Below are 15,551 nucleotides of genomic sequence, written 5' to 3'. Positions count from 1 at the left end.
TTGATGAACAACTATAAGCTCCAAGCTCCTTACGAACCAAATGGAGATCAACCAGAAGCTATTAAAAAATTAGTTAAAGGTGTCAATGCCGGTAAAGAGTTTCAGACTCTTTTAGGAGCTACAGGAACTGGTAAAACATTTACTATTGCTAATGTAATTCATCAAACAGGAAGACCAGCCCTTGTATTAGCCCATAATAAAACGTTAGCTGCACAACTATGTAATGAATTAAGGGAATTTTTCCCAAAAAATGCTGTTGAGTACTTTATTTCTTACTACGATTATTATCAACCTGAAGCTTATGTACCTGTAAGTGATACATATATAGCCAAAACTGCTTCAATTAATGAAGAAATAGATATGCTGAGGCATTCTGCAACACGCTCATTATTTGAAAGAAAAGATGTAATTGTTGTAGCCTCAATAAGTTGTATTTATGGTCTTGGTATACCTAGTGAGTATTTAAAAGCTGCAGTTAAATTTGAAGTTGGAAAATCAATAAATCTACGTTCTTCTTTGAGGTCTCTTGTTGAAAATCAATACACTAGAAATGATATTGAAATTACTAGAGGTAGATTCAGAATAAAAGGTGATGTTTTAGAAATCGGTCCAGCTTATGAAGATAGATTAATAAGAATCGAATTATTTGGTGATGAAGTCGAGGCTATTAGATATGTTGACCCTACTACCGGAGAAATACTTGAAAGTTTGGAACAAGTTAGCGTTTACCCAGCGAAGCATTTTGTGACTCCAAAAGAAAGACTTGAGAGTGCAATAAGTGCAATTAGAAGTGAATTAAAAACTCAACTTGATAAATTTACATACGAAGGAAAATTATTAGAGGCTCAACGTTTAGAACAACGCACAAAATATGATTTAGAAATGCTTAAAGAGGTGGGTTATTGTAATGGAGTTGAGAATTATGCTCGTCATTTATCAGGTAGGGAGGAAGGTTCACCTCCAGAATGCTTAATAGATTACTTTCCCAAAGATTGGTTGTTGGTAGTTGATGAGAGTCATGTAACATGTCCTCAACTTCATGCGATGTACAACGGTGATCAATCTAGAAAAAAAGTTTTAATTGATCATGGTTTTAGATTGCCAAGTGCTGCAGACAATAGACCTTTAAAATGCGAAGAGTTTTGGGAAAAATCAAAACAGACATTATTTATAAGTGCAACTCCAGGTCAATGGGAATTAGATCAATGTGATGGTGACTTTATTGAGCAAATTATAAGACCAACTGGTGTATTAGACCCTGTAATTGAGGTAAGACCTAGTGAGGGTCAAATAGAAGATTTATTATCTGAAATAAGAATTAGAGCTGAAAAGAATCAAAGAGTGCTAGTGACAACACTTACTAAGAGAATGGCTGAAGATCTAACTGATTTTTTATCTGAAAATAAAGTAAGAGTTAGATATTTGCATTCCGAAATTCATTCAATTGAAAGAATTGAAATTATTCAAGACCTTAGAGTTGGTGAATATGATGTTTTGGTAGGAGTTAATTTATTAAGAGAAGGACTAGATCTTCCTGAAGTATCGTTAGTCGCCATTTTAGATGCTGATAAAGAAGGTTTTCTCAGGGCAGAAAGGTCATTGATTCAAACAATAGGAAGAGCCGCAAGACATGTTGAAGGCGTTGCCTTGCTTTATGCAGATAACTTTACAGATTCAATGAAAAGAGCAATATCTGAAACTGAAAGAAGAAGAACTATTCAAAAAAAATATAATCAAGTCAATGGTATTACTCCAAAACCTGCAGGTAAAAAAATAGAAAATTCAATATTATCTTTTCTAGAACTTTCCAGAAAATTAGATGCTGGTGGTTTATCTAAAGATTTAATAAATATAGTTAATAACAAAACTGACTCAATTCTTAATTCCAGCGATAATCAATGCTTGCTTGAAGAATTGCCTGACTTAATAGAAAAGTTAGAAATTAAAATGAAAGATGCTGCAAAAGAGTTAAATTTTGAAGAAGCAGCAAATTTGAGAGATAGAATCAAAAAATTAAGACAAAAGTTGGCAAGAAATAATTAAAAAGATCTTATTTTTCTAATTTGAAATGATTATGAATCGCATTTACTGCTTTGTCACAATCTTTTTCTAAGACAATACATGAAGTCCTAATTTCACTAGTGGCAATCATTTCAATATTGATATTTTGGTCAGCCAATGCTCTAAATATTTTTCCAGCCGTTCCAACCTTAAATGCCATTCCTGCTCCCACAGTACTTACTTTGGCTATAGCAGGGCCATCTTCAATGTATGATCCGGGTAAATTTTTTGTTAAGGCCTCAAAAACTAAGTTAGCTTTTTCTCTATCTTGCTTATTCATTGTAAGACTAATATCCTTAGTTTTTAAAGAGGAAATTCTTTCAGACTGCACGATAGTATCGAAAATTAAATTATTTTCAGCTAATGCTAAACATATCGATGCTGCTACGCCTGGCCGATCAGGCAGTTTTCGAAAACTTACTTGAACTTGGTTTTTATCTAATGCAATTCCTCTCACTTCAGGTTGATCTTGTTTTTTGTTGATTGGATTAACAAATATTTGTGTATCGGATAACTTAAATTTCTCAGCAACAAATCTAATAGCTTTTGGAATATTATTAATTTCAATTACGCAGCTGACTTTAATTTCACTAGTTGCTATTAACCTGACATTTATATTTGCTTGAGATAAAGTATCAAATAAATCAGCTGAAACACTAGGTCTACCCATAATGCCTGCTCCTTGAATACTTAATTTAGTCATATTTGTTTTTAGATTATATTCTCCTCCTAATTGACTAGTTATAAGTTCACATTGTTCTGCAGTTTTTTTGACTTCTAATTCACTAACGGTAAATGTAATATCGTTATTATTTCCATCATTTGTAGCTTGTATGATTAAATCCACATTAATACTTGCTTCTGAAAGTTTTTCAAATATTTGTGCAGCAATCCCTGGCCTATCAGGAATATTTGAGAGACTGAATACTGCTTGGTTTTCTAATACTTCAAGACTATTGACTGTTTTTGTTAATTCTAAGCTTCCTCTTTTTAGCGGTAGAGGTTGGATTTGACTTTCTAGGAGAGTCCCACTTGAGTCACTTTGGCTTGATTTGACACACAATTTAATTCCATAATTGCGAGCAATTTCTACTGCTCTTGGATGAAGAACTGAAGCACCGACGCTTGCAAGTTCAAGCATTTCCTCACAGCTGATTTTATCTAAGAGTTTTGCATTAGGAACAATTCTTGGATCAGTAGTAAGAACACCTGGTACGTCTGTATAAATTTCGCAAGTCTCTGCTCCTAAAGCTGTTGATAAAGCTACTGCGGAAGTATCTGAACCACCTCTCCCCAAAGTTGTTATTTCCATTGAACCTGTATGGCTTAATGTTGTTCCTTGAAATCCAGCTACTACAACTACAAAACCCTGATTTATATAATTTTGGATTCTTTCTGTTTTAATATCCAGAATTCTCGCTTTACCATGTATTGATTCAGTAATAATTCCAACCTGGCTACCGGTCATTGAAATTGCAGGTATTCCATATTCGTTTAATGCCATTGAGAGAAGAGATATGGTTACTTGCTCTCCAGTTGAGAGAAGCATATCCAATTCTCTTCGATTAGGATTTGCACTAATTGATTCCGCTAAAGAATTTAAATCATCTGTAGTTTTCGCCATTGCAGAAACAACTACGACAATTTCATTTCCTGCTTCTTTACTTTGACAAATGCTACTTGCAATATTTTTAATTTTCTTAATATCACCGACAGAAGTACCGCCAAATTTTTTTACTAGTAAAGCCATATTTAAATCATAATGTAAATTCTTAAACTTATAATTTGGTTAACTTAAATTAATTAAATTCTCTGTAAAAACATTTATAGGATTATTACCTTGTTTTAGTAATGATTCAATATCTAATAAGTTGCTCATTAAATTAATTAAATATTCTTGCGATACATTTTTGACTTTTTTACGAATAAAGAAAATTCTTTTTGGATTAGAAATGCCTGCAAGATTACAAATTTTTTCTGCATTATCGTTTCCTGAATTAACTGCTAATTTTATAATGGTGTGAATTCTTATTTGACTAATTAAACCTGCATTTAGCCTTAAAGCAGGTTCTCCTTTCTTTAAAGAATAATTTATTTCTATGAGGCTTTCATTAATATTTTTTTTTAAGAGAAGATCAATGATTTTGAAAATGTTGGATTGATGATCACTAAATATTTTGTTTACATCAATACTTTTAAGAAATAGTTGTGAATTCGAATCACTTGATAATGCAGAAAGGTATGTTTTTGCTTTGGCTAATTCATTTACTAGTTTAAAGCTATCATTTCCAACAGAATCAATAATTAATTCAGCTGCATTTTTATCAATTTTGATATTCATTTCATTTGCTGCATCTTCTAAAAATCTTTTTTGTCCCTCATAGTCCCAGATTTCTGGTAAAGAAAATGAGTTTTCTTTGGCTAAATTATTTTTGATAAGTTTTTGTAAAAATTTAGTACTCTTTAGCCTTGAGTCTGGTTTTTTTGTATTTTGTAAAATCAAATAAGTATTTTGAGGTATATTGTCATGAATTTTTTCAAATTTAGTTCTTAAATCCTCATTTTTTGCAGTAAAAATTGGATTATTTTTCAATGTAACGATTCTGTATCCATCTCCAAAGGGAGGCGTAAGAACTTCATCAAAAGCTTTATTTACTTGCTCATCATCATCTCCATTTAAATTAGTTACGTTTATTTCTTTCCATTCATTGGATACTTCTTTATCTATTAATTTTTGAATAAATGTATTTTGAGCATTCAGATCATTACCCCATAATATTTGTATTGGCATAATCGCTCAATAAAATCCATATATTAACTATGATTACTTCTAACACAAATTAAATTTAATGGTAATAGATCATCCAATATTTTTGGAAAGCATCAGATTCATAAGATCTCATTTAGGAGCCAATGATCTAAATTATTTGGAAAAAAAAGTTTTAGAGAGATTAGTTCATACTTCAGGAGATTTTTCAGTTCAAAATCTTGTAAATTTTAGTGAAGGTGCTTGCGAAAAAGGAATTCAGGCACTTAAAAATGGCGCTCCGATTTTAACTGATACCGATATGGCTGCAGCAGCTATAAAATCCATGGCAGAAAATACCGCTAGGAATAAAGTATTCACCGCTAGAATGTGGTTTGAAAAAAATAATCATACAAGATTAACTAAAACTGCTTATGGCTTAAGTGAAGGTTGGAAGGAGTTGTCTGTTGAAAATTCTGGAAGTAAATCACCTATTGTAGTTATTGGCAGTTCGCCTACTGCGTTAACTTATTTAATTGATATTTTAGAGAATGCAAAAGATTTACCTAGTTTAATTATCGGAATGCCTGTTGGATTTATTGGAGTAGAGAAAAGTAAAAGCAAACTAATTTCTACCGATCTTCCTAGAATTGTTTTGAATTCAACTAGAGGGGGTGCTGCCATGGCAGCTGCTGCGGTTAATGCCTTATTGAGGGAAACTATTTAAAAAGTATTTATTTTATAAAAATGTCAAAAATCTATTGAATATCATAATTTAATTTATTATTTTCTTCTAAAGAATTTAAAACTGATTTTGCTTTTTCTATAACTTCTTTTGGAACTCCTGCTAATTTAGCTGCTTCTATGCCATAGCTTTTGTTTGAGCCCCCTTTAACAATCCTGTGGCTAAAAATTAGCTGATCGTTATTTTGTTCTACTAAAACTTGAAAATTTTGTATATTCTTATTGGAATTTTTTAAATAGTTAAGCTCATGATAGTGCGTAGCAAAAATAGTATTACATTGAATTTTTTTTGCGAGATATTCACTTACTGACCAAGCTATTGAAAGTCCATCAAAAGTAGATGTCCCTCTGCCTATCTCATCAAGTAAAACTAGTGAGCTGGAAGTTGCCTGATTTAGAATTGATGCAGTTTCAGACATTTCTACCATAAATGTTGATTGTCCAGATGATTGATCATCAACTGCCCCAATTCTTGTGAAAATCCTGTCTGCAATCTTGATTTCAGCATTATTAGCAGGAACAAAGCTGCCAATTTGTGTGAGAATTTGTATTAAACCAAGTTGTCTTATAAAGCAACTTTTTCCGCTTGCATTGGGACCAGTTAATATAATTAATTTTTGATTATCATCAAAAGAGATATCGTTTGCTACAAACTTTTTATCACTTAACAATTGCTCTACAATTGGATTTCTTCCTGCGATAATTTTTGTACTATTTTTTGTCATTGAATCATTTATTGGTATTAATGAAGGTTTTATAAAATTGTTTTCTACTGAAGTAATTGATAAACCAAGTAGTGCATCAAGAGATGCTATGGATTTTGCGATTGATCTTATTTGTTTTGTTTTTTCAGCAACTATATTTCTTAATTCGCAGAAAATCTCATATTCTTTTGATGAAGCTCTACTTTTTATTTGGAAAATCTTATTTTCTTTATTTTTAATTTCTGAAGTGATATACCTTTCTTCATTAGTAAGTGTTTGCCTTTTGATCCAATGTTGTGGAGCTAAATTAACTTTTGACTTATTTATAGAAATGTAATAACCAAAATTTTTATGAAATTGAATTTTTAGGTTTGAAATTTTGCTAATTTTCCTTTCCTTTAATTCCTCTTTATTTAGCCACTCAGAGTAATCATCCATTAAATTGCGTAAACCATCTAATATATTGTCAACACCATCGTGGATCATTCCTCCTTCACTAATATTTAGAGGAGGATTTTCTACTAGTTTAAAACTTATAGTATCAGCTAATTCTAAGAGTCCTGCATCAATATTTTTTAATTGATCAGTCCAATCTGGGAGATCATATTTAAATAATTCAATTATGGATTTTAGTCTAGGCAATTTTTTTAAACCTTCAGCTATTGCAATTAAGTCTCTGGGACTTGCATGACCTGCACAAGTTCTACCTGCAAGTCTTTCTAAATCCCCCATTGCTCTAAGTAAATTTTGGGTATCTGTACGTAATTTTTTAGATTCAAGAAAGTTTGTAATTATATTTTGTCTTTTATAAATTTCATTAACGTTTAAAAGTGGTGAATCTATCCACCTTCTTAAACACCTTGCACCCATGCAAGTATAAGTTCTATCAATACTCCATAGTAGCGAACCTACATAATTGTTTTCTCGTTGTGTATTTTTGATTTCTAAGTTTTTTTGAGTTTGATAATCAATAATTAATTTGTTGTGACCATATTGGATTTGTGGAAAGTCTAATGAGATCTTTAAAGAAGAATCTTTATCTAAATTTGAAGGATTAATTTTTTCTAAATAATTTAATAAACCTCCAAGTGATCTAGTTGCATTATTTAAATTTTTAAGTCCTATTCCTTCTAGGTTTGCAATTTGGAAATAATTCTTTATTAGATAATTTGCTTCATTAATTCCAAAATTAGTCTCTTGAGAAACAGTATATGTAATTTGACTATTTCCTTTAATTAATAAATTTCTTACTGCATTGCTTCCTACAATGATTTCTGAAGAATCTAATTTAATAATTTCATCAAATAGTTTTGACAGAGATTGGCCTTCTAAAGTTATTAATTCTCCTGTGCTTACATCAGCTTTTGATATACCCCATTCATAAGATTCATCTGAGTTTTCTTCTGATAAGTAAATAGCAGTAATCCAATTATTTTTCTTAGCTATTAACATCCCCTCTTCAATTACAGTTCCAGGAGTAATTATTCTTGTTATTCCTCTTTTAATTGGAGTCCCATAATTTCCAGAACTTTTTTCTAATTGATCGCATATAACCACAGAATAATTTTTTTTAATTAAATCAGCACAGTATCTCTCCATTGCATGATGGGGAACCCCTGCCATAGGGATCTTACCAATCTCTTTGCCAGCATCTTTACTGGTAAGCGTTATTTCTAAAAGGTTAGATATTAATACAGCGTCCTCAAAAAAACATTCAAAAAAATCTCCTAATCTATAAAGTAATAACCTATCTTTATTTTCTTCTTTTAGAGTTACATAATGCTTCATTACAGGAGTTAATTTCAGTTTTGAAACTGTTTTATAGCTATAAGATTCTTCATTGATGTAAACATTTTTGTTATTTGAAATTAAATCAGTTTTGAATTTATTTATTAAATTAGTTGAATTTTTTCTTTGTCTGGGTCGTTTTTGCGATTCTTTTTTTAAATCTTCCAAAGATAAATCTTCTGGAATTTTTGTTCTTTCTTTTTGTTCATTATTGTCGTTACCAATCGCAAATAAATTCTTTTGAATTATCGTATCTTCTTGCATACTTTTTTAATTCCTAAATAGATATTAGGTAGAAATTTTTTTTTTGCATTTAAAGTGGCTAAAGTATGTAAATTTTCTCTAAAAATTATCATTTTCATGAGATTATAGTATTTATAATATTTGAAACTTAAGACTGAATTATGCAGGCTGTTAACTTTTTCTTCGTAAATGCTCTATTATTTGCTTCTTTAATTGCGGTAGTTGGAGTACCCGTTTTATATGTGACTCAACCTTCTACTGAGGAAGGGCAGCGAGAAAGTAGGAGAAAAATTTATTCTATTGCTGCTGTTTGGGTTGTTTTGGTTTTTGTTACAGGGATAGTTTCTTCATTAGTTTGAACTTAATACCTTTTCGTGAGAGTCTATTAATATATCTAAGTAAAATTTAATGGCTATTTTTGAGGGTTCTTTTACTAATGCCTCTACTTTAAAAGTTGGGATTGTAATAGCAAGATTTAATGATTTAATTACAAATAAAATTCTATCTGGTTGTCTGGATTGTTTAAAAAGACATGGTTTAGATACTTCTGAAGAAAGCAATCAAGTTGATATAGTTTGGGTTCCAGGTTCATTCGAATTACCAATCGCAGCTAAAACCCTCATGAAAAAAAAGAGTTATGACGTTGTAATTGCTCTTGGGGCTGTGATCCGTGGTGAAACTTCCCACTATGATGTAGTTATATCTGAGGCGAGCAAAGGTATTTCACAAGTTTCAAATGAAAATAATGTTCCAATTATATTTGGAGTTTTAACTACTGATACTATGCAGCAGGCTCTAGAAAGAGCAGGGATTAAAAATAATCTTGGTTGGAATTATGCTTTACAGGCTATCGAGATGGGATCTTTGATTAAAAATTTAAATTAGTTGAAAAAATTTAATCATTTCTATCATTGATCCCTTCTTTAAGATAAAATAAAAAAGTTATGCGGATGTAGCTCAGTGGTAGAGCATCTCCTTGCCAAGGAGAATGTCGAGAGTTCGAATCTCTTCATCCGCTTTCCTAAATGCTCTGTTAAGATAGGGCTTTTTTAATGCTAAGTTTTACCCAATAATAAAATATATCTATGTTAGGGCAGAATCTAGGGCAAAACAGTACCAGCAAAGTAATTTTTAAATAAATAGACAAAGGCTAGTTAAAATAGAAGTTCTACCATAATCTTTAATTATATTCTGACGAACTAAAATATTAATTAAGAAGAGGGAAAGCTACTCTAAAAACTCATGCTAGAAAAGACTTTATTTTACCAATTACTAATATTTAATGCTATAAATAAAGCAGTTATAGCCTACGATATGTCTGTTTTTAAGCAAGAGCAAGTTGCAATAATAGGCAAATTAAATGGTAATGCCTAAAAGAGCAACTAAACAAGAAACTGAATTAAGGGTTGCTCATGCTGCTGAATTAGTTGCTGAAGGACAGGCTTATTCTTCAATTACCACCCATGTCGCCGTAAAATATAATATTTCAAGACGCAGAGCGAGAGAAATCACATCCAAGGCCTACCTTTTACTAAAAGATGATATTGAGGAAGGGGATCTAAATCGCGCTGAAATGACAGCAAAATTAGTATGTACTTTAGAAAATGCAATGTATAGAGCAATGCAAGAAAAACAATATTCAGCAGTTGCAACTAATGCAAAAGTTCTTATGAAATTAGTTGGATTAGAAGCAAAAGTAAAAAATTAAAGCGGGTGCTTTGGGAGCACTAGGTCGCAGGTTCGAACTAATCCTCAAGGCCCAAATAGAGTCTAAGGTTTCAGTAAAACAACTTGGCTATTTATATTGATGATTTTCTATAACCTTGAAGCAAAATTATTTAATAATTTTATTGATTTCTTGAAACTTCAAAATTTAATGGAGATAATCTATCTATTTTTTCAAGTTTAAGAATTAGTGTTTCTAATCTTGAAATAAGTTTTTCATTTCTCTCACTTAATAACTTATTATTCTTTTTGATGTCTTGATTATTTTTTTCAAGCAAGGCTAACAATTTGGTTTGTTTTATCAATAGTTTATTCAGAGATGCTATTTCATTTTTATTTTTTTTCTTCTCAACGGTGAGTCTTAAAATATCCTTTTTAATTTCTTCATTAGAGTCTCTAATTTCCTTTATTTTTTCATTTTTTTTCTTGAGTTTCCCAAGTTCGAATACAAAACCAGCACGAGCAGAAAACCCATTATCTTTTCCTTGATACTCCTGTTTAGGGACAAATGATGCTGCTGCATTTATAGCTAGTTTTTCATTAACTCTTGATGCACATCCACTCGCAAAGGCAAGATTACCTCCATGGACTCCAGAACCAAAGCCACAAGAAAGATTTGTGTTAGTAGGAACTGTTGGCAAACCTGTTAATGCAGCACTTAAGGCCCCCACATTATTTATGGATTGTTCTATATCTCTTCCATTTATAAATAATTTAGATCCTTTTTCTAATGTTAAATCACCTGCAATGTTTGCATCACCACCAACTCTTAAATCATTTGATGCACTTAAAGTTGTAAAAGCACCACTAGATGCTGTGGATGAACCAATTGCTGTGCCATCTATATTTCCTCCATTTATATCAACATTAGATAAAGTAGATGTTCCTGTTGCTGTTATATTTGTTGTAGTAATTCCTCCATTAGCTTTTAACTCTCCCGTTAATGTGGTTACTCCTGTTACTCCTAATGCTCCACCAACATTTAAGTTCTTTGCGACACCCACACCACCATCAACTTTTAAAGCGCCGGTAGTAGTGCTTATTGATTGTGTGTCGTCATCAATATGAACATTAGATAAAGTAGATGTTCCTGTTACTCCTAATGCTCCACCAACATTTAAGTTCTTTGCGACACCCACACCACCATCAACTTTTAAAGCGCCGGTAGTAGTGCTTATTGATTGTGTGTCGTCATCAATATGAACATTAGATAAAGTAGATGTTCCTGTTACTCCTAATGCTCCACCAACATTTAAGTTCTTTGCGACACCTACACCACCATCAACTTTTAAAGCGCCGTTAGTAGTGCTTGTTGATTGTGTGTCGTCATCAATATGAACATTAGATAAAGTAGATGTTCCTGTTGCTGTTATATTTGTTGCTGTTAAGTCACTATCAAATTCTGCCATGCCTCTAAAAGTTACAGTATCTTGACTTGTTCCAATAACTATCTGATTTTCTTGATCTGTGTATGCTTCATGTCCCAATGCAATAGAATTATTGTGCTCAGCATATGCGCTCCTACCAATAGCAGTTGCATTTTCACCCTTAGCACGTGCGCCCTGACCAATAGCAGTTGAAGCGTCACCCGTAACGTTTGCGCCCTGACCAATAGCAGTTGCCCTAGCGCTCGCAGCTTGTGCGTCCTTTCCAATAGCAGTTGAATTGGCACCCGTAACGTTTGCGCCCTGACCAATAGCAGTTGCATTATTTGTAATAGCGTTTGCGTTCTGCCCTATAGCAGTTGCGTTAGTTTTTTTAGTGAATGCGCATTGCCCAATAGAAATTGAGTTTTGGCCAATAGCTCGTGCATCATCACCAAGAACATTTGAATTATTGCCATTCTGAGTTTGATTAGTATGATTAGAAGCACAAGCAGTATGATCTGATAATGCCTTTTCATTATTTATGAAGAAAGAAAAAATGATTATTAATAAAATTAATTTATTATTTTTTATCTTCTTGTAATTCATTTGATTAAAAAAACTGACAAATTAATATTTAAATCTTTTTTCTATTTTCCATTTTAAATCCAAATCAAAAAGCCTTAAAGGGGAATCCTTTACTCTTTGATTTTCAGGAAAATAATAAGTTTTATTTTTTTCTCTATTTGAAACTTCTAATCCCAAAATTTGATTCGTCTCTTTATCATAAATACATTTTCTTATAGAAAAATTATTTTTAACATCATCAAATACGTATTCTGGAAGATTCATGTTTTTATCATTTTTCTTAATTCCTTCAAGAATTGCAACATAAAACCCACCTTGTTCCAGCCACTCCTCACAGCTCAGATTTGCCTCATAAAAAGATCCAGCGCCACAACTTAATAAAAGAATTGGAAAAGGTAAAATTAGAAAAAATAATCTATTCATAAATTTTTATCGTATGTAAATAATAATTTTTGAATTTTTATTATTAATTTTATCACAGAATTGATTTATTATTTTCAATACTAGGTCAATTTAAATTTGGTATTAAAATCTAAAATACTTTTTTTATTTCTTTATGAATTTCTATGTTCTTATAAACATTTTCTTCGTAAAAACCTCCTTTTTCTACGCCAATTTCTTCATAACCTAAATATTGATTAGTTGAGCTTTCATAGTCACAATAAGGATTGTTTTTTGTAAAGGTCTTTATTTTGGTTTTACTATTAATTTTATCACCTTCATAAAGACTAGTCTGGAATGCTTTTTCATAAGAATACTTAAAACCTTCGTTAACCCATTTAATGCACTCGTCTTTCGCTTCAATTTGAGAATTGTAATCATATATTCGACTTTGAAAATAATTATATAGTAATCAATGTAAGAATGTAGATAAAATCTAGATATACTGGCCAAAGAGTTTTATTCATTTGTTTTTTTAGACGCCTTTTTTCCCTTAGTAAATAATTTAAGATAAAAAATTTTAAATTGATTAAATACTAAATCTCATTCCTTAAATCTTTCTCAAATTGATCCAATAATTTCAATAAAGTATTTGGAAGAATTCCAAGGATTGTAAAAAATTCATCAAAATCAGGGTAATCATCAATATACACTGTTCCCTTCTTAATATGATCATCAAATTCATCTATAATCTTATTTGCCAAATCTTTATATTTCTCGACAAGCTGACTAACCAATTGATTCACTATTACTTAATAAGAGTAGACAAGTAATGTTTAGTAATGTAACTTATGAATGATAAATTATCAGTTGCTTTTTGTATATTGATGATCAAAAAAATTATAGCAATTCTTGAAAATGCTCCTGAATCCATTAGAAATTTCTTTTACATGACATGCGTATATATATTCGCTTACGCTTCTTATAAGACTATAGAAAATATATACCCAGAACCAATACCCCCTAGTCTTGAGGAGCAATTAGATGAGATAGAGAACAGCATTAAAGAACTTAAAGGGTTAAATGAAAATAGACAGGGGTATTTCCCTAGTAACAATTAAGATATCCCACTACTTTGTCGTGGGATCTAATAGTAATAGATTGTTTTTATGGTTTATGGCTAACAAGCGTATCTCCCAAAATCCAGCTGCTTTTGAAGCAACATTATGAATTTTTTTTAGAAATGTAGGATTTTGTAGCCACCAATAAAATAATCTGAACTTAAGTTACCAAATGGCTTATTCTTGAATGCATTATTGTACAAAATTCCCTTCATACCTCTAAATACTAAAATAAGAGATTCAGTTCTGGTAAAGATTAAATCTTTCTTCTCGACAAAAATTTTTTTTCATTGTCATATGAATCATTTATATATTTTTCAACTTTCCCAGAAATTAAATCTTTAATTCTTAGCCAAGGCTTGTTACTTTGATCAACTAGAAGGTGTTTTGTTGATTTATTAAGTTAAAAGATCTTTGATGTAATTATTTCTATTTATTTTGGAATAGGCAAGTGCAATAATATAATTTCTCATATACATAAGTAATAAGTATTTATTCATAACCTTGTAATTAGAAATGCGATATTATGAGAAAATAGAAAAGCGACCTTTTTTGGATGCATGGTTTAAAATTAGCTTATAATTCTCATGCTTTGTATGAGTTTAATAGTTTTAAAATTCTGAGAATGAAGAGGAATACTTTTACTTTTATATTCTATATCTCCTATATTTACAGATTGCAAAAACTTTTGCATTTCTTCTTTACCTTCGAAAATTTACCAGAAAGAAAAAGTTTTGAGGTTTAAGGTTAAGCCATATTAAAAAAAGCTATAATATTTAAACCAACCAGAAGAAAGCTGAGGGTCAAAGTATTTTCCTTCTTTTTCTATACTCTTTATCTCCAGACAAGCAACGTGAGCTTCAAGTGGTTAAGTATCTTCGGTATATATAAAAGTAATATTACCAAAAAAATTTTCATTAATAAGTCTTATCATTTATTTAAAAAAATAAACTATTTAGTGAGGAAGAGAATTACACTCAATCTTAATTACAAAGTTCTTATGGATAAAATAATTTATACTTGTTCTTCTTAATATTTAACCTTGGTGAAACAAAATTTTTACTCATAAAAATATTCAGATAATTCTTATTTAATTCTTAAGAATCTTAAAACTATTAGGGTGAAAATTAGCTAAAAATGGCTGGACTTGCTGGTTTGGTATCTCAACATGATTATTAGGCTATAAAAAAATAAAATTTAATTACATAAATTTGTAGTATTTGTACATTTTTTATATTTTTTTTTAGCTAATTATTAGTTATGTATTCTTGGGAGTCAGTCAGTTATGTAAATTATGATGCATGGTTCATCGAGAACATTGACCCTGCTGATTTATTTGACTATCTAAATGAAAAAGAATTTAGTAATAAGGTACATAAAAAGTTTCTCAAGATTTCATCTAAAAATTTAATTGTCGGCTTTTATGATAATTTTCTAAATTAAATATCTAAATATAAATATTTTTTTATTAATTTAGGACTACATCGTTTTTATTTTATTTAATTTAATTTTAAATAAATAAATGTTGCTAATTTTTAAATTAGAAATTATTTTATTAGCTTGAAATTCTTTTTAGTTAAATTCTATACCAAGTCCAATGATTTCTTTAACTTTTTACTATTCTTTATTCTTTAAAAAAGATTCGCCTCTTTTTGAATTTTACAATTTCATCAATGTATAAATACTTTATTTTTGTTTGATTAAGACTCATAAATCGCAAAATATTACTTCAATAATTCAGTAATAGTAAAATCAAAGAATTAAATCAGCGCATTAAATTAAGTTGATCAATTATCAATGAAATTTATTTTAATCTTTAAACGAATACAATTTATTAGAAAGAGTTACAGTATTTAAAAACTTGAATAATTAATTTATAGATATGCAATCTAGATAACTTATTGTGAGATTTGGAAAAAATTTACGAATGAAAAAAATGAGAATCTTTATAAGAACGCCGAAATTTCTGCGATATTAGCTCTTATTGGAACTTATTATTTTACTGGTCAAATTGTATCAAGTATCTTTTAAAAACTTCTTTTTGAAAGTTTCTTTAAAGGACTAAATAAGTTCTTTTTTAACTTAT

At 30.3% G+C, this 15,551-nt stretch carries 13 protein-coding genes and 1 tRNA gene; 8 read left to right on the top strand and 6 right to left on the bottom strand.

The annotated features are described in order from the left end of the window. Nucleotides 1–3: 3 nt before the first annotated feature. The gene (gene uvrB / locus EW14_RS09375; RefSeq protein ID WP_042851193.1) at nt 4–2,043 is read left to right on the top strand and encodes an excinuclease ABC subunit UvrB; all 2,040 of its coding nucleotides are present in this window, start codon (nt 4–6) and stop codon (nt 2,041–2,043) included. 7 nt (nt 2,044–2,050) lie between these two features. On the opposite strand, the gene EW14_RS09370 is transcribed toward uvrB, so the two are convergent. Next, entirely contained in the window at nt 2,051–3,811 is a 1,761-nt protein-coding gene (locus EW14_RS09370; RefSeq protein WP_042851192.1) for an aspartate kinase, read from the bottom strand. Nucleotides 3,812–3,850: 39 nt separating this feature from the next. Beyond that, nucleotides 3,851–4,852 carry a DNA polymerase III subunit delta gene (gene holA, locus EW14_RS09365; protein WP_042851191.1) on the bottom strand — a complete coding sequence of 334 codons (1,002 nt, stop codon included), beginning with the start codon at nt 4,850–4,852 and terminating at the stop codon, nt 3,851–3,853. 58 nt (nt 4,853–4,910) lie between these two features. Between holA and EW14_RS09360 the strand changes: the two genes are divergently transcribed. Continuing rightward, nucleotides 4,911–5,534, top strand: coding sequence for a precorrin-8X methylmutase (locus tag EW14_RS09360; RefSeq protein ID WP_042851190.1), 624 nt, complete (start codon nt 4,911–4,913; stop codon nt 5,532–5,534). Nucleotides 5,535–5,565: 31 nt separating this feature from the next. Here the strand turns inward: EW14_RS09360 and mutS are convergent, their stop codons facing one another. Next, nucleotides 5,566–8,307, bottom strand: coding sequence for a DNA mismatch repair protein MutS (gene mutS, locus EW14_RS09355; protein WP_042851189.1), 2,742 nt, complete (start codon nt 8,305–8,307; stop codon nt 5,566–5,568). A 140-nt stretch (nt 8,308–8,447) separates the two neighbouring features. On the opposite strand from mutS, the gene psbZ reads away from it, so the two are divergent. The 4 genes from psbZ (at nt 8,448) to EW14_RS09335 (ending at nt 9,994) form a co-directional block, all read left to right on the top strand. Next, a complete protein-coding gene (psbZ, locus tag EW14_RS09350; RefSeq protein ID WP_002807211.1) occupies nt 8,448–8,645 on the top strand; it encodes a photosystem II reaction center protein PsbZ in 198 nt (65 codons plus the stop codon). 49 nt (nt 8,646–8,694) lie between these two features. Then, a complete protein-coding gene (gene ribH, locus EW14_RS09345; protein ID WP_042851188.1) occupies nt 8,695–9,171 on the top strand; it encodes a 6,7-dimethyl-8-ribityllumazine synthase in 477 nt (158 codons plus the stop codon). Between the two features lie 61 nt (nt 9,172–9,232). Further along, nucleotides 9,233–9,304 (top strand) — tRNA-Gly (locus tag EW14_RS09340). Nucleotides 9,305–9,652: 348 nt separating this feature from the next. Next, nucleotides 9,653–9,994, top strand: a complete 342-nt coding sequence (locus EW14_RS09335; RefSeq protein WP_042851186.1) for a hypothetical protein — start codon at nt 9,653–9,655, stop codon at nt 9,992–9,994. Between the two features lie 139 nt (nt 9,995–10,133). On the opposite strand, the gene EW14_RS09330 is transcribed toward EW14_RS09335, so the two are convergent. From EW14_RS09330 to EW14_RS09320, 3 genes are all read right to left on the bottom strand, one after another. Then, the gene (locus EW14_RS09330) at nt 10,134–11,984 is read right to left on the bottom strand and encodes a YadA-like family protein (RefSeq protein WP_042851185.1); all 1,851 of its coding nucleotides are present in this window, start codon (nt 11,982–11,984) and stop codon (nt 10,134–10,136) included. 21 nt (nt 11,985–12,005) lie between these two features. Then, nucleotides 12,006–12,386, bottom strand: a complete 381-nt coding sequence (locus EW14_RS09325; protein WP_042851184.1) for a hypothetical protein — start codon at nt 12,384–12,386, stop codon at nt 12,006–12,008. A 554-nt stretch (nt 12,387–12,940) separates the two neighbouring features. Then, complete coding sequence (locus tag EW14_RS09320) at nt 12,941–13,150, bottom strand: hypothetical protein (protein WP_042851183.1); 210 nt, start codon at nt 13,148–13,150, stop codon at nt 12,941–12,943. A gap of 45 nt (nt 13,151–13,195) precedes the next feature. Between EW14_RS09320 and EW14_RS09315 the strand changes: the two genes are divergently transcribed. Together EW14_RS09315 and EW14_RS09310 are read left to right on the top strand one after the other, a co-directional pair. Then, nucleotides 13,196–13,465 carry a hypothetical protein gene (locus EW14_RS09315; protein WP_042851182.1) on the top strand — a complete coding sequence of 90 codons (270 nt, stop codon included), beginning with the start codon at nt 13,196–13,198 and terminating at the stop codon, nt 13,463–13,465. 1,260 nt (nt 13,466–14,725) lie between these two features. Next, nucleotides 14,726–14,908: a hypothetical protein gene (locus EW14_RS09310; protein WP_042851180.1), complete on the top strand. Its 183-nt coding sequence runs from the start codon at nt 14,726–14,728 to the stop codon at nt 14,906–14,908. Nucleotides 14,909–15,551: the final 643 nt, after the last annotated feature.

It is taken from the genome of Prochlorococcus sp. MIT 0604, assembly GCF_000757845.1.
Taxonomy (GTDB): domain Bacteria; phylum Cyanobacteriota; class Cyanobacteriia; order PCC-6307; family Cyanobiaceae; genus Prochlorococcus_A.
This window is presented reverse-complemented; position numbering and strand designations above follow the sequence as displayed.